General features: G+C 49.0%; 18 protein-coding genes. 2 read left to right on the top strand and 16 right to left on the bottom strand.

What is annotated here, in order from left to right; genetic code table 11:
• Positions 1-8 precede the first annotated feature (8 nt).
• From C7R92_RS01780 to C7R92_RS01740, 9 genes are all read right to left on the bottom strand, one after another.
• Positions 9-1,139 carry a Ger(x)C family spore germination protein gene (locus tag C7R92_RS01780; protein WP_106833015.1) on the bottom strand — a complete coding sequence of 377 codons (1,131 nt, stop codon included), beginning with the start codon at positions 1,137-1,139 and terminating at the stop codon, positions 9-11.
• Positions 1,132-2,292: a GerAB/ArcD/ProY family transporter gene (locus C7R92_RS01775; protein ID WP_106833014.1), complete on the bottom strand. Its 1,161-nt coding sequence runs from the start codon at positions 2,290-2,292 to the stop codon at positions 1,132-1,134. The genes C7R92_RS01780 and C7R92_RS01775 overlap by 8 nt, the downstream gene beginning before the upstream one ends.
• Entirely contained in the window at positions 2,289-3,827 is a 1,539-nt protein-coding gene (locus tag C7R92_RS01770; RefSeq protein WP_069845567.1) for a spore germination protein, read from the bottom strand. The genes C7R92_RS01775 and C7R92_RS01770 overlap by 4 nt, the downstream gene beginning before the upstream one ends.
• Positions 3,828-3,953: 126 nt before the next feature.
• Positions 3,954-5,234: a kynureninase gene (gene kynU, locus C7R92_RS01765; RefSeq protein ID WP_106833013.1), complete on the bottom strand. Its 1,281-nt coding sequence runs from the start codon at positions 5,232-5,234 to the stop codon at positions 3,954-3,956.
• 95 nt (positions 5,235-5,329) lie between these two features.
• On the bottom strand, positions 5,330-5,713 hold the full coding sequence (locus tag C7R92_RS01760) for a DUF1294 domain-containing protein (RefSeq protein ID WP_069845569.1): 384 nt from the start codon (positions 5,711-5,713) through the stop codon (positions 5,330-5,332).
• A 3-nt stretch (positions 5,714-5,716) separates the two neighbouring features.
• Positions 5,717-6,334, bottom strand: a complete 618-nt coding sequence (locus C7R92_RS01755; protein ID WP_069845570.1) for a DedA family protein — start codon at positions 6,332-6,334, stop codon at positions 5,717-5,719.
• 173 nt (positions 6,335-6,507) lie between these two features.
• Entirely contained in the window at positions 6,508-7,176 is a 669-nt protein-coding gene (locus C7R92_RS01750) for a DNA alkylation repair protein (RefSeq protein WP_106833012.1), read from the bottom strand.
• A gap of 40 nt (positions 7,177-7,216) precedes the next feature.
• Complete coding sequence (locus C7R92_RS01745; RefSeq protein ID WP_017251046.1) at positions 7,217-8,995, bottom strand: B12-binding domain-containing radical SAM protein; 1,779 nt, start codon at positions 8,993-8,995, stop codon at positions 7,217-7,219.
• A gap of 153 nt (positions 8,996-9,148) precedes the next feature.
• Entirely contained in the window at positions 9,149-9,655 is a 507-nt protein-coding gene (locus C7R92_RS01740) for a MogA/MoaB family molybdenum cofactor biosynthesis protein (RefSeq protein WP_069845572.1), read from the bottom strand.
• Positions 9,656-9,830: 175 nt separating this feature from the next.
• Here C7R92_RS01740 and C7R92_RS01735 point away from each other — a divergent pair, with 175 nt between their 5' ends.
• Complete coding sequence (locus C7R92_RS01735) at positions 9,831-11,273, top strand: aminotransferase-like domain-containing protein (protein WP_106833011.1); 1,443 nt, start codon at positions 9,831-9,833, stop codon at positions 11,271-11,273.
• An 86-nt stretch (positions 11,274-11,359) separates the two neighbouring features.
• Entirely contained in the window at positions 11,360-12,706 is a 1,347-nt protein-coding gene (locus C7R92_RS01730; RefSeq protein WP_106833010.1) for a TrkH family potassium uptake protein, read from the top strand.
• Positions 12,707-12,779: 73 nt separating this feature from the next.
• Here C7R92_RS01730 and leuB read toward each other — a convergent pair whose 3' ends face one another.
• The 7 genes from leuB to C7R92_RS01695 all read right to left on the bottom strand — a co-directional run bounded on the left by leuB (position 12,780) and on the right by C7R92_RS01695 (position 21,289).
• Positions 12,780-13,874: a 3-isopropylmalate dehydrogenase gene (gene leuB / locus C7R92_RS01725; protein ID WP_069845575.1), complete on the bottom strand. Its 1,095-nt coding sequence runs from the start codon at positions 13,872-13,874 to the stop codon at positions 12,780-12,782.
• 76 nt (positions 13,875-13,950) lie between these two features.
• Positions 13,951-15,489 (bottom strand): 2-isopropylmalate synthase, encoded by a 1,539-nt coding sequence (locus C7R92_RS01720; RefSeq protein WP_017251041.1) that lies wholly within the window; start codon positions 15,487-15,489, stop codon positions 13,951-13,953.
• 56 nt (positions 15,490-15,545) lie between these two features.
• Positions 15,546-16,568, bottom strand: coding sequence for a ketol-acid reductoisomerase (gene ilvC, locus C7R92_RS01715; protein ID WP_007728552.1), 1,023 nt, complete (start codon positions 16,566-16,568; stop codon positions 15,546-15,548).
• A 56-nt stretch (positions 16,569-16,624) separates the two neighbouring features.
• A complete protein-coding gene (ilvN, locus tag C7R92_RS01710) occupies positions 16,625-17,131 on the bottom strand; it encodes an acetolactate synthase small subunit (RefSeq protein ID WP_017251040.1) in 507 nt (168 codons plus the stop codon).
• Position 17,132: 1 nt separating this feature from the next.
• Positions 17,133-18,869, bottom strand: coding sequence for a biosynthetic-type acetolactate synthase large subunit (ilvB, locus tag C7R92_RS01705; RefSeq protein WP_106833009.1), 1,737 nt, complete (start codon positions 18,867-18,869; stop codon positions 17,133-17,135).
• A gap of 597 nt (positions 18,870-19,466) precedes the next feature.
• Positions 19,467-20,606 carry a sulfate adenylyltransferase gene (sat, locus tag C7R92_RS01700; protein WP_106833008.1) on the bottom strand — a complete coding sequence of 380 codons (1,140 nt, stop codon included), beginning with the start codon at positions 20,604-20,606 and terminating at the stop codon, positions 19,467-19,469.
• A complete protein-coding gene (locus C7R92_RS01695) occupies positions 20,588-21,289 on the bottom strand; it encodes a phosphoadenylyl-sulfate reductase (RefSeq protein WP_106833007.1) in 702 nt (233 codons plus the stop codon). Before C7R92_RS01695 ends, sat begins: the two co-directional genes overlap by 19 nt.
• Between the last annotated feature and the right edge of the window lie 121 nt (positions 21,290-21,410).

Raw genomic sequence — 21,410 nt, 5'->3', positions numbered from 1 at the left:
TCGCTCTCCTATTGCATTTCCATACCGAGACGGCGCAGCTTGATTGTGTATGTAACACGAACCGGAAAATCCCTGAAATCTTCCTTCCAGTTGTGGGTTTTCCAGTAGTCTTGGTAATGCTTCGCACGCAGTGTAAGGCCCAGCTTCAAAATGTCGCTATTATACTGCTTTTGTACTTGCTGCAATAGTTTCTTGGCGCGATTTTCCATTTCTTTTTTTATAAGCGCTTGCATTTGTAGGACGAATTGCTCTGCTGGAATTTTCAGGTCTTCTGTGAGTTCGACAATATCTCCTTGGAGCTCGCAATGAAAGGTAGCAGAAGAGGAATTGTGAATGATCACCTTTTTTTTTGCAAAATGCGGACGAAAGCTCACATATCCATTCTTGGTTTTCGGCAACGTAATCACAATGTCTCCACCCGGTTTTTCATTACGCAGTTGGAGCAATATCCATGTTTGCATGTCATCCAATTTCCCCACCATCTTGTGTCCGCGAAAAACAGCAACTCCTTTCCAGCTCACCTCATTCTTACTGGCCTCTACATAATTCAAAAATGGCTCCATAGTTAGATTAGAGGTCTGATTGAAATAGTCGCCCAACGTTTGGTCCGGAATTCTTCCTAATTTCATGCCATTTTCGATCAGCCCCATCAAAAAGACGACTGGAATCGGCTCGATCCTCGGCTTGATTTCCAGCAAGGTTGACGCTTTGCCCCTCACGACGATCGGCCACAGGAGTCGCCGTATTTGCGGTTCGCGACGAAAGCTGTCCATGATGTCTTGGATCCCCTTTCTAGCGACCTCCTCACTTACAGCAAGAATTCGCGTATGTCCCAGAAACAATCGCTGGTTCAGCCGCATTTGCAGGTTGTTGGAAGCATCTGTCACCGTTCTTCCTGTCACGCTCATGATTTTCACGGCATCCGCATTATTTCCTCCACCTTTCCCACTGCTCCCCGCAATTTTGATGGGAATCGGGATTTGGACGGTCATTTTGTACAGATTTTCATTCTTTTCATCCTGATCAATCGCAATGGCCAATACCGATGCACGTTCCTCCAATTCACGTCTATCCCAGCACCCCGTCAGCAAGATTGTACAGATGATCAACAAAGCGAAGTATCTAAATGACTTACCCATCGATATTCCGCCCCTCTCGTCGCGTTACCATGTCACGGATGAGGATTGCTACCCAGTAAACGACGGGGAACAGCAAATTAATAACCAGGCTAGACAACCCTAGCAACGATGCCCACTTAAATACTTCTGTAATGTTTTGTGGAATAAGGGCAAAAAAGAATAATGGGACGAGAAGGGCAGCAGCCACGATTCTTTGAAACCTGATTCCCTTGCGAAACAACTGTCTCAGTGAATAAACAACAACGTAATACGCATTGGCTACCGTAGTAAAAACAGCCGAAACCCACACGGCCAAAAAAGCGGACTCCAGTCGTTCCAAGATCAATCCAGGCACCTGCGTCGTCTTGACCAATTCAAGTGTCGGCCACGTCACCCTTTGCAGCTCTTCGTAACCAAACACCGAAATGCCAGCCACCACAATTAACATGTAGAGCAATGCTGCAATTAACAGACTGTAAAACCCTGCCAATTCCCTGTTTGTGTTTTGTTGCGCATAGGCGAAAAAGACAAACATAATTTCAAAACCGGAATAGGAATAAATTCCTTCGTATACCCCCTCTAGCATTGAATGGAATGACACATGATTAATTGGCAAGAGATTCCCAAATTCCGCTTTTTGGAACGACGCAATCGCGATAAAAAGAAGTGGCAAGATAATAAAAGGAAACAGCAGCTCGTTCACTCGCGCTACTACTTCCACCTCATGCATGCACAAAAATAGTACCAGCAAAAACATCGTGATAAGCACAACTTCCAACGGAGTCTGCAAAAGAACGGAAGTCACAACCACTTCACCAAATACACGCGATACGACTGCCGTGGAAAAATATAGGTATACCAAGTAGATACAAATCCAAGGGAGGCTGAATACTTTGCCCACCCAAGGCCTTCTGACAGATCCCCATACCTTGTGACTGTATTCAATAAAGGTTTCCCCCGGGTAACGCCTGCTCAATTTGACAATTAACCATAAGGAGACATACGCACCTGCTGAGCCAATCAGAGGAGCGATCCAACCTGCCTCAAATAATTTCGAACTGGTGGTGCGAGGAAGGGTCAAAACACCGACACCAATTAAGGTACTTGTTATGAGACAAATTTGCTGCCACATCGATAGAGTCTGGTGCCAGCCGTGCCCCTCCCTCCTGCTCATTTCGGGTTATCCTCCTCTCTGATCCGGATTTTATCTTGAACATGAAACATCATCGGTCTTCTTTTCATCAGATGATGGGGAGCCCGTAAGAACAAGTCCTTCATTCCATTCAGGTTGAGCGGACTAAGCGGGCTCATATAGGGTACTCCAAACGATTTCAGTGAAGACAAGTGAATGAGGATAACGATCAAAAACAGCATAATACCGTAAAGACCAAACATCCCTGCCAAGATCATAACTGGGAAACGGAGCATGCGAATGGCAATCGCTGCACTGTAACTCGGGGATGCGAACGAGCCGATTGTCGTCACAGCTACAATGATCACCATGACAGGACTGACAAGCCCTGCCGTTACCGCCGCTTCTCCGACCACGAGTGCTCCAACAATCCCAATCGTAGGACCTATTGGCCCCGGCAGCCTCACGCTCGCTTCCCTCAATATCTCAATGGCCAACTCCATAAACAGGGCTTCGATTAAAGAAGGAAATGGAACGGTAGATCGTCCTGCCGCCATCGCAATGACCAGTCGTGAAGGGATCATCTCTGGATGGAACGAGCTAAAAGCGATATAGAGAGATGGGAGCAACAGGGCGATGCTGATACTGATAATCCGAATAAAACGGATCAAGGTCGCGATGTAAAATCGCTCGTAATAATCCTCGGGACTCTGATAAAACTGCGAAAATACAGCCGGGGCAATCAAACCGAATGGCGTCCCGTCCACCAGAATGCCTATCTTCCCTTCTAATAGATTGGCCACTACTTTATCGGGGCGCTCCGTATTTTGAATCTGCGGGAATGGGGACCATCTCCGATCCTGAATCATTTGTTCGATGTAACCACTCTCCAGCACAGAATCCAGATGAACGCTCTCTATTCGCGCAATCACTTCCTCCACCATCGGAGGATACGCAATCCCATCGATGTACATCACGTAAATGTCAGTCTGTGTTCGTTCCCCGACAACCATATGACGTACTCTGAGATTGGGGTCCTTCAAGCGGAAGCGAATCAGCGCTGCATTCACGCACAACGTCTCACAAAAACCATCGCGTGGCCCTCGTACGACTGACTCCGTCTGGGGCTCTTCCACTGAACGCCTATCCCAACCTCTTGTGTTATTCAAGTAAGCATTTTGACACCCATCAATGATCAGCACCGCACATCCAGACAAAATATTTCGGACGATCTGCCTCAGTTTGTCTGTCAAATCCAGCTCATTTGTCGCTGGATCTTGATAGGTGATATCGGGAGTCGTCATATAGCGAATAATAAAATCACTAATGACATTGCGATCCACCATACCATCTATAAAAACGATAGCGGCTTGAGCCTTCGACTTTGTTTGAAAACGACGAACAACGAGATCGTCACACTTTCCAAACTGCGCTTGAATCAATTGGATGTTTTCTTCCACATTTGTCGTGAGCGTAACATCCGATACGCTTTCCATGCTCTTGTTGGAGTGCTGATCCAACCCTTTTGACTGGAGGGCTTCTTTTCTTTTTTGCCATGCTTGAAAAAACTGGTTCAAGCTGCTCACCCTTATCCATGGAATATATCCTGCCTACAGGTAAGGATAGTGTGCCCAATACTGGAAAGGAAATCCCGTAAAAGACGTATATCAAAAAGAAAAACAGGTCCAACTAAGTCGGACCTGTTAAGCAACTACCTCGCGCTTGTTCTCAAATTTCTCGTAGCTCTTCTCTTGCATAATCGTCTTTAAGATCTGGACACTTTCCCAAACCTCTGTATAAGTCGTATAGAAAGCAACAGGGGCCAATCGAATGATGTTCGGTGCACGGAAATCAGGAATAATGCCCGCTTCCTTCAAAGCCTTGCATATACGTATGGCCTCATCGTGTTCAAGGCTGACATGCCCACCTCGGCGATCATCCTGCTGTGGGTTCGCAATCGTAAAACCCATGTCTGCCAGCTCCACCTCGATCAAATCCATCATGAACCGCGTTAAGCCGAGCGACTTGGTACGAAGCTTTTCCACGGACGCCTCCTGGAACATTTCCAAGGAACCAAACAGTGGGGCGAGGCTCAGCATATGGGGGGTACCAATCTGGTAAGCACCCGCATTTTCGCTTGCATCCAGCGTATGTTCCATGTCAAATTGCTTATCCTTTTTCGAACTGAACCACCCGGCCAATCCCGGAGCCCTACCAAAATGCTTGCGGTTGACATATAGGCTGCCCACGCTTCCGGGCCCTGCATTTACGTATTTGTAGTTGCACCAATATGCAAAGTCCACTCCCCATTTGCTGAAGGAATGCGGGATCGCGCCTACAGAATGACATCCGTCAAAACCAATCAGAATACCTCTCTCATGTGCAGCTGCTGTCAACCGTTCGATATCGAGCAGCTGGCCGCTGCGATACAGGACCGTCGGAAGGACTACCAGTGCTACTTCATCAGTCATCGCATCGATAATGTCCTCTTCCTCGATCAGGCGGCCATCTCTTGACGCTACCCGAACCAAATGCTCTTCCGGGTCCAGCCCATGAAGCTTCATTTGACTCTGGAGTGCGTATATATCGGTAGGGAAATCCAGCTCGGTGGCAACGACCTTCGTCCTTTTCCCAACCGGATGATAGAAGGTAGCTGCCAGCTGATGGAGGTTAATCGTCGTAGAACCCGTTACGATCACTTCCTCGGGGCTTGCCCCTACAAGTGCTGCGCTCATCTCTCCCAATTTCTCCGAGAAGAAAAACCACGGATGGTTACCCGTTGTCCAGCCTTCCACACCCAGCTCCTTCCAAGACTGCATCATATCCATGACACTCTTTTCCGCTCTTTTTGACATGAGGCCAAGCGAGTTGCCATCCAAATACAGGCTCGGAAGCAGATAAAACTCTTCGCGATAGCTCGCGAGTTCGTCCTGTGCATCCAATTGCTGTGCGTCCGCTTTCGTTAGGGGGCTTGATTGAGACATAGCTACCTCCTCAGCTTGTTCTATCGTTCCCCTCTATTATAGGCTGAATTTTCAAACAGTGGAATCCCGTTCGTAAAAAGAAAATCCCGTGCCACCTACGACACGAGACTTTTATCCAAGTATAGCTGCGTCAACCAAATGACTAGCAAGATTTGCGCGATGCAAAAGAGCGGGAGCAGGATGAGAAAAGACATATGCTTGGTCTTATGCCGTTGAATAAGCATGCCCTCAAGCGCACCGATCCCTCCTCCTAAAAATGCGACTAACAAAAGGCTCAGTTCTGGAACCCGAAAACCTTTTTCTTTCGCCAGACGCTTGTCTGTCTGCATCAGGTAATAAGCATAACCATTTAGCAGTAAAGCTCCCGCAGCCAGCACCCAGACATTCGAATTGAAGTATCCTGCCAACAGGAGGACCCAGCTTATGACGAGCATCAGCACGAAATTGCGGCGATGGGCAGCTAATTGTTGATGGTACATTTCTTATTCTCCTTTTGCCCGATATGCCCGATTTCCCATAAACTGCTTGCGTACGAAGAATACCACACCCAAAACAACCACGATCACCAGCAAAGCATAAAAACCGTATTTACGGATGACTTCGATAATCGCTTCTACATTATTACCAAATACATGGCCGAGAAAGTAGAAAGCAACGGTCCAAACCAACCCAATCGGATAAGACAGCATCGCATAACGCCGGAACGTCATACCGCCCAGTCCGACCAAATAAGGGACAACATGACGGACAACCGGAAATAAGTAGCTGATGCAAAGAGCAGTAGTACCATACTTCTCCAGCAAGCCCGTTGATCGATTCACGGCGTTCCTCATTTTCTCGGTTTTGCATAGCCATTGCAATATCGGTTTCCCAAAATACTTTCCAAGTAAAAAGCCAATCGTCAATCCGGAGGCAACCCCTAAATATCCCGCCAAAAAAGAATACCATGGGTTTAGCACGCCGATGGAGGCAAGAAATCCTCCTGTAGCGACAACCAGCTCATCGGGAATCGGCAAACCGACAATCCCCAGCCAGAGCAGGAAAAAAATCGCTACGTAACCGTATTGCTCTATGATTGACATCAGCAGGTCGACTTCCATGAGGCAAAATCCCCTATCCTTGCCACAGTGCGGTCATTTCTTGACATACTAGCAGCTATGGCATCGCACGATATCTGACTCTATGTATTACGTATGAACCCCAAAAAAGGTACTTGTTTATTTTGCAATAGATTTACGTATTTTATCAAGCACAGATACGCCAGACGACTCTATCATGACAGATGTTTGAGCGCTTCACGTCTCGACAAACTCGCGAGTGGCGTCGCTTCTACAAATTCACGTACGGCGTCGGGATTTGTTTTCGCATACTCTCTCAACGCCCAGCCGATTGCCTTCTGAATAAAAAACTCTTTGGAATCCGCGCATCTCTCCACCAAGGAAAAGAGCAGCCGCTGATCTGTCTTGTCTTTGTATGACAACTGAAATAAAATCGCCGTTCGTTGCAGCCACATGTTGGTTCCATTCATCCAGGCTGTCGTATTCGGTTCGATCAGTTCGGGATGCAAGGCAAACAATCTGCCGGTTGTATGGGAAGCCAAATAATCCACGGTATCCCACCACGATTTTGTTGTGATCAGTTCGACTACGAACGGGAGATGGTCAGGGGTGAGACGCTTTTTGGACTTCTCGAGTACGTCAAGCGCTACATACTGGTACTCTCGCGCTGACAAAGCCCACAAGGAACTAACGACCTGCTCCCAATTTTCGGGTACGCCATAATCTCGAAAGATTTGTTTAGTCAGTTCTTTGCGCTGTGGTGATTTTATCCCCAGAAAAGGAAAATGATTTTTCATGTACTGCTCCATTGGGCCAGCCACAATCGAATCACCATGTGCACGCAACAGTTCCTCGACAGCCTCCGTATACTCGCTTGCGTTCATCTGCGTCTCCCCCCTTCCACTCATCTAATCATCCGGTGGTTTAGCCTGCTGCTTGGACGTCCTGCTTGACGACAGCAAAAGCATTTTGCTCTTCATCTTTGTACGGATAATACACGACGAGTGTAAAATCTCCCTCGACAAACTCACCGGTCTCCATCCATCTTTCAATATCAAAGGTCACTTTGGCAGTCAGCGTGTGCTTGAAGTAATCTTTTTCCAACGCAGCATGTGCCGCAAAATCATCGCGGAGTCGCTCACGCTGCTCGGTTAGGACAGCGAACGTCTGTTGCATCTCTTCCTTGTCCATGACATCCTCCCACCACAGCTTGCGCGGGCGATGCTTCTGATTTCGCAGGAAATCGAATTTCATCATGCTGAGCACATGCCCCATACCGTCCACTTGCTGGATTTGCAAAAACTTCTGCAAACGCACGAACAAATCCTCTAATTGATGACCGATACGGCTCCAGCCTTGATTTTCCCAATAGTCGCCAAATGTCTGGAAGAAGTCAAAAGCTGTTTCAAATTGATTCGCCAACAGCCACTCCACTGTATAGTCCATCCGGTGCGCATTCCAGTACTTTTCTAGAATGTCTTCTACACGCTTGATTTTTTGCATGTCATCAAAGGAAAGGACATTGTTCCCCAAAATTTCGTAAGGAGCCTCATCCATAAAAACATAGCCGTGATTAGCCGCACGCGCACGAACACCTGTCCCGCGCAGCATTTTCAAAAAGCCGAGCTGAAGCTCTTCCGGGCGTAAACCAAACACGTCATTAAAGGTTTTGCGGAAGGATGCATAATCTTCCTCAGGCAAACCAGCGATCAAGTCCAGATGCTGATCGATTTTTTTCGAATCCTTGATCTGTGTCACTGTCCGCGCAAGACGATCGAAACGCTGAATCCGCTGAACAAGGCGGTTCGTTTCATCATTTGTGGACTGAACCCCAATCTCGAAGCGGAAAATGCCTGGAGGTGCATTCTCGGTCAAGAAGTCGAGTACGTCCGCGCGCAAAATGTCTGCCGTGATCTCGAATTGAAAGACCGTGCCATTGTGGTTGTCGATCAAAAACTGAAAGATTTCCAACGCATATTTTTTATTGATGTTAAACGTGCGATCCACAAACTTGATCGTTTTGACCCCGTGATTGATCAAACGCATGAGATCTTCTTTCACTCGTTCCAGACTGAAATAGCGTACGCCGTCTTCAATCGAAGACAGACAGTATTGGCATTTGAACGGACACCCACGGGACGCCTCAAAATAGACGACGCGGTTGTTCAGCTCGTCCAGATGGTCCGCGTATGGGGAAGGAATGCTGTCCATCTCTTCCACTTGCGCACGCGGCATGGAAAAACGCACGTACTCCTCTTCGCGATAAGCGATTCCGGCTACATCACGCAGGCGTGGAGGCTGCTTGGTTTGCAAGGATTCCTGATACACCTGCAAAAGCTCCAAGAAGGTCTGCTCCCCTTCACCAATGCAGATGACATCGATTTCAGGATGCTTCTTCATCCATTCATCCGCATCGTAGGTCACTTCTGGTCCCCCGAGGATAATCGGAACATCCGGGCAAATCTTTTTCAGCGTGCGCATGACACTGAGGGTCTCGCGAATGTTCCAGATATAACAGGAAAATGCAACGACATCCGGCTTGCGCTTGTGTATATCTGCTACTATATTTAACGTTACATCGTTGATGGTATACTCCACCACCTCAATCGAAGGAAATGCTTCTTGGGCATAGCTTCGCAAATAGCGCAAAGCAAGTGAGGAGTGAATAAACTTGGCGTTTAAGGTCGATAGTAAAATCTTCATGGATGGGCCTACTCTCCTTGCAAAATTCGGCACCAAAAAACCATCTGCAATCGATGGTTCATGGTCTGACCGATCTTTATCCTTTCGTAACAGTACCATACGAGACTACTAACGGCAAATCCATCCGGTTACAAGGTTGCTGAACCCGAATGGTTACCGATTTAATTCACGCACCACATGCCCCAGCTCTGGCACGATCAACCGATTCATCGCCAGTCGCACCGCACCTGTCGAGCCTGGTGTGGAAAAAATCATCTTCCCTTTCCGTGTCCCTGCAATCGCACGACTGAGCATCGCTGCGGAACCGATGTCTTCTGTAAAGCTCAACATCCGAAACAGCTCGCCAAATCCCGGCATTTCCTTATCAAGCAAGCCAGAAACAGCCTCAAAGGTATTGTCTCTTGGCGAAATGCCAGTACCGCCATTGAGAAGAATGACTTGAACGTCGCCATGTGCGATTCCCGCTTCAATCGCCGCAATGACCTGTTCAGGCTCGTCCTTTACAATTTGATAAAGAGCAACGCTGTGACCGGCTTCAGTCAGAAGCTGCTTCATTAACTGGCCGCTTTTATCTGTATCCTCTGTCCGAGTATCGGAAACGGTAATGACCATGCATGTGACTTGCTTGGGCGCTAGCGCCTTGTGTTCCTGCGTACTCATCCGTCATTTCCTCATTTCTTCAATATATATCTTTTTCTCATGATACCATGTTCGGGTTTCCAATACCCTCGTCGTTGGGGCAACAATTTCTTCACTCCCTATACCCGAGATGCTTCGCTTTCCTATATAATGCTGATGACTGCTATTTTTTCGACAGACAAGGAGGCGTGCGCGAATGCCAGAGCGACCTTATTTTTCTTTTCATTTCCACAAACAATCGCACACACCAATCTATGTACAACTCGCTGAACAATTAAAAACAGCAATTCTGCGTGGTGCCTTTCTTGTAGATGGACAACAATTGATATCGCTGCGAGATATGAAGACAATTAGCGGCTGCTCGTTGGAGACGGTCAAAAAAGCGTACGATCATCTTGCGCTGGAAGGCTGGCTGGAAGCTGTGCACGGTAAAGGCTATTACTTGACGCAGCTTGCCAAAGAAGCTCGTTTGGAAAATCGCCTCCCGCTCACAGATATTCCGATTGCTTCCCTGGCTGATTCCTCTCCTCGTCCAAGCGAAGAGCTGGTGAAGCGTTTGCGTGGTGCTTTTTATGAGAGCCTGACCGTATTGGATGAACCGTCCGCGAAGAAGAAAATCATGCGAACGCAGGCTGCCAAAGTTTTCGCTGATCATCTCAGCCGCAGAGGACTGCCACCCTCACCTGAACGACTTCTGCTTTTTAACAGAAGCACGAGCGGCTTCGCCTTTTTAGCACAGCGCATCATGAATGCGCGCGATGTCGTCTATGTGGAGGAGTATAGCTATCCCGTATTCCTGCGCTTACTGAGCCAGTGTGGTATTACGGTTCGCCCGATTCGCATGGATGAAGAAGGCGTCTGTATTCAAGCCCTCAATGAAGAGCAGGAGCATTACCCCGCCAATTGGCTGTTGATTAACCCGCATTACCAATTCCCAACGGGCATCAGCTATTCATTGAAACGAAAGGAAGAGCTGCTCGAATGGGCACAGAATCATAACGTACGTCTGATTGAAAACGACCATTATGGCGACCTCTGGTTTGAAGAGCCGAGCGTTCCACTGTACCACATGGCTGCGCAGGCAAAAAACTCTATTGAGGTCTACTATTTGCATTCTTTGTCCAAAACACTGGCTCGCGACCTGCAATTGGGCGTGTTGATGCTTCCTTCTGATTTATCGGATGATGAATTGGAGCGCTACAGTCAGCTTGTTTCCATGACCGGAGCAGAACCTTCTCTGCTCGTCGTAGAGGCAGCTGTTCAACTTCTCGATGATCCTTGGTTTTACGAAGAGTTTCTGGCAGATCGACGTGCCCTATTTCAGGCCCGCTTCCTGCGACTCTGGCAGGAAAAACGGCAAGCACTCCCCGATCACGCGCGGATGTTCCCCATCACAGGCGGCTTAAATACATGGATCAAATGGGGCACGCCAACCGCAAAAGCAACCGAACAGGAAGAGAGAGTCGTCGCTATTCTTCGGGAGGAAGGCCTCGAGCTGACAGGCGGCCATGCCTTTCGCGTAGCGGATGAGCCTACCGATATTCTGCGCTGCCCGGCAGTCCGTTTCCCGCTTGCTCCATTGGAAGAACGAGAGTTAAAACATTGGCTCCACCGATTGGGTGCTGCTCTTCTTCGGTAAGTTTTCCAAGGGAAATGCCATACTAAGAGATGGATTTCCCTCCTTCCCATAAACTAGACTCGAAAAAAGCCGAGGTATAACCTGCTATGATTAAAAAAATCGTAGAAAAGCTTCACCTTGATCCACCAAAAACGCTTGTACTTGGGTTTGCCTTGATTATCTTCCTGGGAGCGCTGCTTTTGACACTCCCGATCGCTACAGTTGATGGACTTGGTCTGAATTGGCTGGATGCTCTGTTTACCGCTACCTCTGCTACATGTGTGACAGGCCTGGTAGTCGTCGATACTGGGACGACCTTTACTGTTTTTGGGCAAATGGTCATTTTGTCCCTGATTCAGATTGGCGGACTCGGCTTTATGACCTTTGCTACCTTTTTTGCTCTGATTATGCGCAAAAAGATTTCCTTGCGTGAGCGCCTTATTCTGCAAGAGTCTTTGAATCAGATATCAATGGAAGGCGTTGTACGTTTAGCCAAAATGATTTTGATTTTTACTGCTCTAGCTGAGTTTATCGGTGGTACACTTCTTTCCATTCGATTTGCCTTTGATTTTCCGCTGTCAACAGCAATCTACTTTGGCTTTTTTCATGCGATTTCAAACTTCAATAACGCTGGGTTTGATCTGATGGGTGAATTTTCTAGTCTGACAGCCTATGTGGAAGACCCCCTCGTTAATCTGGTGGTTTGTCTATTGATCATTACCGGCGGGATTGGATTCATTGTGGTGAGCGAGCTGTACGATTATCGTAACACCCGTCGACTCTCCCTACATACGAAGGTTGTCTTGTCTACTACCGGGATATTAATTGTGGCAGGGACTGCTCTGATCTTCATTTTGGAGTATACGAATCCGAAGACCTTGCAGCCTCTGTCGACGATGGGCAAAGTGCTCAGCTCATTTTTTCAGTCAGTCACTGCACGTACCGCAGGTTCAAACACCTTAAATATTGGTGATATGTATCAATCATCCCTTTTCCTGATTATCATCCTGATGTTCATCGGTGCTTCTCCCGGCTCAACGGGAGGCGGGCTCAAGACGACAACATTTGCTACGCTGGTTGGTGCTGTTCTTGCACAAATTAAAGGAAAAGAAGATGTGATCTTTTTCCGTCAACGCATTATGCCACACATGGTCTACAAATCGCTGACGCTGATCATGATCGCCCAGTTCATTGTGCTTGTCATGACCATGATTCTCTCGGTTACAGAAACAGGAGCCCGATTTGAGATGATCCTGTTCGAAGTCACTTCTGCTTTTGCTACAACCGGACTATCCATGGGGCTGACCCCTAGTCTTACTCCAATCGGTAAAATTCTGATCGTCATCACGATGTTTACAGGGCGGGTAGGACCTCTCACAATTGCCTTTGCCCTTGCACAACGCAAGCAAAAGGAATACTTCCGCTATCCAAAAGGGAAGATCACGATCGGATAAACCATATGAAAATGGAAAAAACCCTGCCAAAGCACCCGAGGGACTTTGGCAGGGTTTCGTTTTTGTGTATGATTTATTGTTTTTGCCACTGTTTGGACAGCTCGTCGCGAACCAGTTGGCCCATCTCGATTGTACCAATCGCTTTGCTTCTATCTGCCGCGATATCGCCAGTGCGATGTCCTGCTTCCAGTACGGACCAAACTGCGTTTTCCACTGCTGCTGCCGCTTCATCCATACCGAGCGAGAGACGAAGCATCATCGCTACGGACAAAATGGTTGCCAGCGGATTGGCAATGCCTTTTCCAGCAATGTCAGGGGCAGAGCCATGAACCGGTTCATACAGGCCAAAACTGCCTGCTGCCAAACTCGCCGAGGAGAGCATCCCAATCGAACCCGTCAGCATCGCTGCCTGATCGCTCAAGATGTCGCCGAACATGTTTTCCGTCACGATGACGTCAAACTGCTTTGGTTCACGTACGAGTTGCATCGCGCAGGAGTCCACCAACTGGTGAGACAGCTCTACATCTGGATAGTCCGCCGCTACTCGCTCGGCTACCTTGCGCCAGAGGCGGGAGCTTTCGAGGACGTTCGCCTTATCTACAGATACGAGACGCTTTTGGCGTTTGCGCGCAATGTCGAAACCGACTCGAATGATTCGCTCGACTTCTGCTTCATGATAGATGCACTGATCTTCTGCGACTTCACCGTTTGGACCGTCATAGCGTTTTTTCTCACCGAAATAGATCCCCCCGGTCAGTTCACGTACAACGATCAAGTCAACGCCAGAAACGACTTCTGGCTTGAGGGAGGAAGCATCGACCAGGGAGCTGTGCATGGTAGCTGGGCGAATGTTCGCAAACAACCCGAGTGCTTTGCGAATGCCGAGCAGCCCTGTTTCTGGGCGAAGATTCCCAGGATTCTGGTCCCACTTCGGTCCGCCAACAGCTCCTAAGAGCACAGCATCCGCTTGCTTTGCCAGCGTTACCGTTTCTTCTGGCAACGGTGTTCCATCCGTATCGATTGCGATACCACCGATCCGGCCTTCTTCACATGTAAAAGTGACTCCTTCAAGTTCCCCTACGAGTGTAAGGACTTTGACCGCTTCCTGCATGATTTCTGGTCCAATACCGTCTCCAGGAAGAACGGCGATGCGATAGTTTTTCTTCATCGTTTATCCCTTTTCTATACGTAATGGTTTCCGAACGCTGCTGGTTCCTATGATCCTATCCACATTTGACCTATCTTTATATCGTTGCACTGACGGGCGTAGGTTCGCCACGACGCTCCATGATCTTGTTCACTGCCCGTACGTAGGCGATCGCGCTCGCTTCTAGCACATCTGTGCTCACGCCGCGGCCGGTAACGATCAGATCGCCTTGTTGTAGACGAACGAACACTTCACCCAGCGCATCTTGTCCGTGAGTAACGGAAAGGATTTTGTAATCGACGAGGGAGACTTCTTCTCCAGTAGCGCGGTCAATCGCTTTGTAGATGGAATCAACCGATCCATTTCCACATGCGGCTTCTTCGCATACTGATCCGTCGGCACGAACCAGTCGCACACTCGCTGTCGGAACGGAAATGTTGCCGTAAGCGAGCTGTACGGATTCTAGCTGGAATGCTTCTGGTCCGCGAACCATCTTGGAGTCTACCAGCGCGAGAATGTCGTCATCCGTGATTTCTTTCTTCTTGTCGCACAATACTTTGAACGCTGCAAACGCTACATTTACCTCTTCTTGCTCCAAGTGATAGCCCAGATCAACCAGCTTTTCCTTGAAAGCATGGCGCCCAGAGTGCTTGCCAAGAACCAGTTTGTTTGACTTGAAGCCGACCGATTCCGGACGGATAATTTCGTACGTGGTGACTTCTTTTAACACACCATCCTGGTGAATACCGGACTCGTGCGCAAAAGCATTTGCCCCCACGACTGCTTTATTCCCTGGCACGATCATCCCTGTCAAACGGCTCACTAGCTGGCTGGTCCGTGCGATTTCTTTCAAATTCAGCTTGGTCGTCGCCTGGTAGTAATCCTTGCGCGTCTCCAATGCAAGCGCTACTTCTTCCAGAGCAGCATTTCCAGCGCGCTCTCCGATTCCATTGATGGTGCCCTCAACTTGGGTAGCTCCACCCTCGACTGCAGCGAGACTGTTGGCGACTGCCATCCCGAGGTCATCGTGACAATGGCAGCTCAGACGAATCAGATCGGTAGAAGGCACGCGTTTTTTCAGCTCACGGAAAATGTTTCCGTACTGATACGGCGTCATGTAGCCAACCGTATCTGGAATATTTACCGTAGTAGCCCCTGCCTTGATGACCGCCTCTACAACCTCTGCCAAAAAGTCGATCTCGGTACGCGCCGCATCCTCTGCGGAAAACTGAACTTCCGTAAAGTACTTTTTCGCATAAGTAACTGCTTCCACCGCCCGAGCAAGGACTTCTTCCTTGCTCATGTTCAGCTTGAACTGACGGTGAATCGGAGATGTTGCGAGAAAGACGTGGAGGGAAGCGTTTTGTGCGTTGCGAAGCGCTTCGTATGCCTTATCCATGTCGTCTTTTACGGCGCGAGCCAGACTGACGACGGTTGCATTCTTCACCCGTTTTGCAACTTCGGCCACAGACTTTTGGTCACCAGGGGAGGCAGCAGCGAAGCCCGCCTCAATTCTGTTTACGCCCAGCTTCTCGAGTTGAAGGGCGATCTCCACCTTTTCGTTCGTGCTAATATTGACGCCCGGAGACTGCTCCCCATCACGCAGTGTCGTATCAAAAATCTCAATGGTCCGCATGAACTTTTCACCTCCACATTTTCCCCTACATTATATATAGATTTTGTATACGGCAATTATTGGCCGATTTTCGCTTCTTCTTTTTTCGTGTCTTTGTTGATCCAAGACATCATGCCACGCAGCTGCTCTCCTACTACCTCGATGCCATGCTCGGATTCCAGACGACGACGGGAAGTGAAGCCAGGACGGTTTGCTTGGTTTTCCAAGATCCAATTGCGAGCGAATGTACCGTCTTGGATTTCAGCCAGTACTTTTTTCATTTCTTTGCGAGTTTCATCTGTGATGATGCGACGACCTGTGCTGTAGTCACCGTACTCAGCAGTGTCACTGATGGAGTAGCGCATACGAGCCAAACCACCCTCGTACATCAGGTCAACGATCAGCTTCAGCTCATGCAAGCACTCGAAGTAGGCGATCTCAGGAGCATAACCTGCTTCCACCAATGTATCGAAGCCTGCTTTTACCAGCTCACTTGCTCCACCGCACAATACTGCTTGCTCACCGAACAGGTCTGTTTCTGTCTCTTCACGGAAAGATGTTTCGATTACGCCTGCTTTTGTGCAACCGATACCGCTGGAATAGGCGAGTGCAAGGTCTTTCGCATTGCCAGTCGCATCTTGGTAGATCGCGATCAGACCAGGTACACCAAAGCCTTCTTGGTATACGCGGCGAACGAGGTGACCCGGGCTTTTTGGAGCAGCCATGATTACGTCTACATCAGCTGGTGGCACGATTTGCGCGTAGTGGATGTTGAATCCGTGAGAGAAGCACAGGGCAGCGCCGGATTTCAGGTTTGGCGCGATCTCGTCGCGGTATACTTGTGCTTGACGCTCATCTGGCATCAGGATTTGAACCACGTCAGCGCGTTTGGTTGCTTCTGCTACAGTCAAAACTTCAAAACCGTCTTTTGCTGCTACATCCCAAGATTTACCTGGACGAAGACCAACAACTACTTTATAACCGCTGTCGCGCAGGTTTTGTGCTTGTGCATGACCTTGGCTACCGTAGCCGATGATTGCAATTGTTTTTCCACGCAGTACCTCTTGTTTTACGTCTGCTTCATAATACATTTTTACCATTTGTATAGCCTCCCTAAAAATGTTTAGTTTGAATTTTTATTCTGAAATTTGGCAATTTAAACCGTTGCTGCGGCTGTTGCTGGAACAATACTGCGCGCCATCGCTACTGAACCCGTTCTTGTCAGTTCAATAACGCCGTAGCTTTGTAATAGTACGAGTAGCGCATCAATCTTTTCGGTGTCACCCGTTACTTGCACGATCAGTGAGCTAGGACCCACATCAACGATCGCGGCACGGAACGGCTCGACAATTCCGTTTAACTCTGCCAGCTGGCTAGGCGATGCCGTCACTTTAATCAGCGCCAGTTCCCGTGATACAAAAGGGTTCTCACTGAGATTCGTGACGGAGATGACATCGATCAGCTTGTGCAATTGCTTCATGAGCTGATTGATTTGGCGGTCATCTCCCCCGGTTGTAATGATCATCCGGGACAGCCCCTGTTCTTCCGTGCCTCCCACCGTAATGCTGTCGATGTTGAAGCCACGCTGGCCGAACAGTGTCGCCACTCTGGTCAAAACGCCTGGTTGGTCGTTGACGAGTACGGAAATGGTATGTCGCTGCATCCTAATCGTCCCCCAATTCCATCTGATCTAGTGTGTTGCCTGATGCAACCATCGGATATACGTTTTCTTCCTGTGCAACGCGGAAGTCCACCACGACTGGTCCATCATGCGCAAGCGCTTCTGCCCAAACTGCTTCGGCTTCTTCCGGCGTGCTTGCTCGCAAGCCTTTTACGCCATATGCTTCCGCCAGCTTGACAAAATCTGGGCTGCAGGTCAGATCGATTTGGCTGTAGCGATTATCGTAGAAGAGCTCCTGCCATTGACGAACCATTCCCAAGCACTGGTTGTTTACAATCGCTACTTTGACCGGAATGTTGTATTGGGAGACGATTGCCAGCTCCTGGTTGGTCATCTGGAATCCGCCATCCCCAACGACGGAGATTACCGTGCGATCCGGGTGAGCGATCTGTGCGCCAATTGCTGCCGGAAAGCCAAAGCCCATCGTGCCGAGACCACCGGAAGAAATAAAGGAGCGCGGGTGCTTGAACTTATAGTATTGAGCTGTCCACATCTGGTGTTGTCCAACGTCTGTTGTGACGATCGCTTCCCCATCTGTGGAGTTGTACAAGAGTTCAATGACTGCTTGTGGCTTCAATACGTCGCCATCTTTTTTGTACTTGTACGGATATTGTTCTCGCCACTCTTTCAACTGGCTGATCCACGCTTCCGAATCACAAGCTTTTGCGAGCGGAATTGCTTTTGCCAGCGTGCTCTTCACGTCGCCCGCTACTGTGACGGCTGTCTCAACGTTTTTCCCCAGCTCTGCTGGATCGATGTCGACATGTACGATGCGTGCTTTTGGTGCGAACTCCTTCGTGCGTCCCATCGTGATCCGATCATCAAAGCGTGCTCCCAGACCAATCACACAATCCGCATTCAAGAGCGCTTGGTTCGCTGTGTAATTTCCGTGCATCCCTGGCATTGCCAGCGACAACTCGTGTGTTCCAGGGAAACCGCCCAATCCCATGAAGGTGTTGATCACCGGGATGCGTGTTTTTTCTGCAAAGTCGCGCAATTCTTTCTCTGCTTGAGCTGCAATGATTCCCCCGCCCGCCAAAATGACTGGACGCTTCGCTTCGCTAACGGCTTCGACAAACTCTTGTACTTCTTCGTCGCTTGGTACGAGTGAAGCGCGGTAGCCGCGAATCTCCACTTGATCCGGGTAGGTAAATGGTGCCTTCGCATTGGCGACGTCTTTGGGAATGTCGATCAATACTGGGCCCGGACGACCGGTTGTCGCGATGTGGAAAGCTTCCTTCACCATCCGTGGAAGATCGCGAATGTCGCGGACAAAGTAGCTGTGCTTCGTAATCGGGATGGTAATTCCCGTAATGTTCGCTTCTTGGAACGCGTCGGTACCAATCAGCGACTGTGCCACGTTACCTGTGATGCAGACCAGCGGAACCGAGTCCATCTGAGCGGTTGCAATCCCCGTTACGAGGTTCGTTGCTCCCGGACCGGACGTAGCGATACATACACCCGGTTTGCCTGTCGCTCGGGCATATCCATCAGCAGCGTGGATAGCACCTTGCTCGTGGCGAGTCAAAATGTGCTTGAAGTAGCTCCCGTACAAGGAGTCATAAATGGGGAGAACCGCCCCGCCTGGATAGCCGAAAATGTATTCGACCTGCTCCAGGATCAAACAGCGCAGCAGCGTTTCTGCTCCTGTCACTTCTTCCCCGAACTGAATCGGTGGAATGCCGTTCTTTTTCTGCAATTCGGCCATTTCAACACTCATTGACCTCTCCTCCTCCCAATTCTCAACAGGTATTGAAAATAACTATAGACACATAGAAAAACCCTTTCGCCCCGACACGGTTTTATTTCCATGTCTTTTGGGGCGAAAGGGTTCGCGGTACCACCCAACTTTATCGGCGCCTCACGGTCAGCCGATCTCAGCCAGTCACAGCAAATGTGGACTGTAACACGTTAACGGGTGTTAAGCGGTTTGGCCTACTACCTGCAAGGCAAGTTTCAGCAAAACGGCTCAGAGGTGAGCAATGCGACATACCCTATACCCGTTTCTCAGCATCAGGGCTCTCTGTAAAAGGGGTAACGCGCACCATCCTCGTCATGGCCTACTATTAAAACAATATTTTCAATATTGTTGTTGTCAGAATAAAGTGTTACGTCTGATTATAGCTAGGCACCTAGGGGGTGTCAACGAAAACAAAAAGATTTTACTGGACTTTCGTCCGAACGAATGCTCAGTTGGAAATGGCTTTACAGCGCGGTTTTTGCGTGAAAGCGGATACAAGAAAAGGAAAACTCGTCCCGTTTTTGCATCGGAAAAAGAACGGCTTCGCCGTCCCTCTCCTGCTTTTTCAGTTCCGTTTTATTGCGGGGATTTCAATCCCTCTATCAAAATCGTTGCGACTTCCGGACGTGTAAATTCCAGAGGTGGCGTGATCCCGTTTCTCAACATTTCCCTCACTTTTGTTCCCGATAAGGTCATATGAGATTCTTTGTCATGCGGGCACGTTTTGGTCGTTGCCATCCCTTGGCATGCCTTGCAGTAAAAGCTGTGCTCAAAAAAGAGCAGCTGGATACCGAGCTCACCTGGGACAAACTCGGAAAAGATGTGTTGCGCATCATACGTGCCGTAGTAATCACCTACCCCTGCGTGATCGCGGCCGACGATAAAGTGTGTACAACCGTAATTTTTTCGTACCAATGCATGGAAAACCGCCTCACGTGGACCCGCATATCGCATAGCAGCCGGAAAAGCGCCGAGCAGTACACGGTTGTGCGGATAGTAATTTTCGAGAAGGGCGAGATAGCTTTTCATTCGTACTTGTGCAGGAACATCGTCTGATTTCGTTTCCCCCATCAATGGGTTGAGAAAAAGACCATCGACAATCTCTAATGCCGCCTTTTGAATATATTCATGCGCCCGGTGAACGGGATTGCGCGTTTGGAAACCAACCACCGTTTGCCAGCCATTTTCTCGAAATCTTTCTCTCGTTTCTGCCGGCGTCAAATACAAATCAGAGAAGCGCTCAGGCTTAGGCTTTTGCAGTATTTCTACAGGCCCACCCACGTATAGGTTTGGCTTTTCAAACAGCTTTTTCACACCAGGGTGAGCGAGATCGACCGTGCGAAAAACGAGCTCTGCCTCACGCATTTTATCTGGCACAAAACAGCTTTTCACCTGCAAAATCGCATAGTCCACTCCATCTTCCCCACGTAACAGAATCCTGTCGCCGGGTACAAGATCGTCGTGCTCATCTACATCGACAGCCAATGTCACTGGCAACGGCCAAACCGTTCCATTGGCTAGACGCATCGTTTCCACGACCGTGTGGTAATCCGCCTCTTCCATGAATCCAGCCAGCGGCGAAAATGCTCCGATAGCAAGACATTCGATGTCCGACAGGGTCCATTTGTCCACGATAATGGCCTTTTTGATCCCGTGCGGCAAGATGGTTTGCTTCACATCTTTCCCTCCTGCACTGTTCATTTGTGCAGACCGCATTCGGTCTTTTCGAAGCCAGCCCAACGTCCCGACCGAGAGTCTTGGCCAGGCATGACAGCGCGCGTGCATACTCGGCAGCCGATGCTTGGATAGTTCCGGTCGTGCAATGGATTGTAAGGGACATCATGCGCATGGATATATTCCCACACCTGGGCCTCCGTCCAATCTGCTAGCGGATTGAATTTAACCAGGTTGAATTTTTCGTCCCACTCCACTTTTTTGGTATTTGCTCGGGTAGGTGATTGCTCGCGGCGAATGCCCGTAATCCACGCCTGATAGTTGGACAGGACGCGCTTTAACGGCTCTACCTTCCGAATCTCGCAGCAAAGATTCGGTTCCCTCTCCCACAGTTTGTCTCCGTGTTTTTCTGCCTGCTCGGCTAACGTCAACTGTGGCTGCACTTGAATGAATGTCGTGCTGTATCTGGCTTGCAGCTTGTCACGCGTATCATACGTTTCAGCAAAATGAATGTTGGTATCGAGGTAAAATACAGGAATAGTGGGAGCCAATTTGTGCAGCATGTCGATTAAAATGACATCTTCAGCGCCAAAGCTAGCAGCTAGGATCAGACTGGCTGCATAGTTTTCCACGGCGTTCACAAGCACGTCCTGCGGCGCTTGACCTTCCAGTCGGCTTGCCCATTCCTGTATTTCCTCATCCACCATTTTCTGGCGATTGCTCATCAGCGAAGCTCCTCTCTTGCTAGGATTCACCCACCATCATATGCCTAGTGACTGGAAGTGGCGCATCGTCCACCTATATCCAACTCGCCCAAACCAAACGGTCACATCCACTTTTATGAAA

Origin of the sequence: Brevibacillus porteri (assembly GCF_003013475.1) — a bacterium.
GTDB classification, from domain to species: Bacteria; Bacillota; Bacilli; order Brevibacillales; family Brevibacillaceae; genus Brevibacillus; species Brevibacillus porteri.
Note: the sequence above shows the minus strand (reverse complement) of the source record. Positions and strands in the feature narration are given on the sequence as shown.

Coding starts and splice junctions, on each gene's coding strand:
- C7R92_RS01780 (WP_106833015.1), bottom strand. CDS start 1,139: ATGGGTAAGTCATTTAGATACTTCGCTTTGTTGATCATCTGTACAATC.
- C7R92_RS01775 (WP_106833014.1), bottom strand. CDS start 2,292: ATGAGCAGGAGGGAGGGGCACGGCTGGCACCAGACTCTATCGATGTGG.
- kynU (WP_106833013.1), bottom strand. CDS start 5,234: ATGTCTCAATCAAGCCCCCTAACGAAAGCGGACGCACAGCAATTGGAT.
- C7R92_RS01760 (WP_069845569.1), bottom strand. CDS start 5,713: ATGTACCATCAACAATTAGCTGCCCATCGCCGCAATTTCGTGCTGATG.
- C7R92_RS01755 (WP_069845570.1), bottom strand. CDS start 6,334: ATGGAAGTCGACCTGCTGATGTCAATCATAGAGCAATACGGTTACGTA.
- C7R92_RS01750 (WP_106833012.1), bottom strand. CDS start 7,176: ATGAACGCAAGCGAGTATACGGAGGCTGTCGAGGAACTGTTGCGTGCA.
- C7R92_RS01745 (WP_017251046.1), bottom strand. CDS start 8,995: ATGAAGATTTTACTATCGACCTTAAACGCCAAGTTTATTCACTCCTCA.
- C7R92_RS01740 (WP_069845572.1), bottom strand. CDS start 9,655: ATGAGTACGCAGGAACACAAGGCGCTAGCGCCCAAGCAAGTCACATGC.
- C7R92_RS01735 (WP_106833011.1), top strand. CDS start 9,831: ATGCCAGAGCGACCTTATTTTTCTTTTCATTTCCACAAACAATCGCAC.
- C7R92_RS01730 (WP_106833010.1), top strand. CDS start 11,360: ATGATTAAAAAAATCGTAGAAAAGCTTCACCTTGATCCACCAAAAACG.
- leuB (WP_069845575.1), bottom strand. CDS start 13,874: ATGAAGAAAAACTATCGCATCGCCGTTCTTCCTGGAGACGGTATTGGA.
- C7R92_RS01720 (WP_017251041.1), bottom strand. CDS start 15,489: ATGCGGACCATTGAGATTTTTGATACGACACTGCGTGATGGGGAGCAG.
- ilvC (WP_007728552.1), bottom strand. CDS start 16,568: ATGGTAAAAATGTATTATGAAGCAGACGTAAAACAAGAGGTACTGCGT.
- ilvN (WP_017251040.1), bottom strand. CDS start 17,131: ATGCAGCGACATACCATTTCCGTACTCGTCAACGACCAACCAGGCGTT.
- ilvB (WP_106833009.1), bottom strand. CDS start 18,869: ATGAGTGTTGAAATGGCCGAATTGCAGAAAAAGAACGGCATTCCACCG.
- sat (WP_106833008.1), bottom strand. CDS start 20,606: ATGCGGTCTGCACAAATGAACAGTGCAGGAGGGAAAGATGTGAAGCAA.
- C7R92_RS01695 (WP_106833007.1), bottom strand. CDS start 21,289: ATGAGCAATCGCCAGAAAATGGTGGATGAGGAAATACAGGAATGGGCA.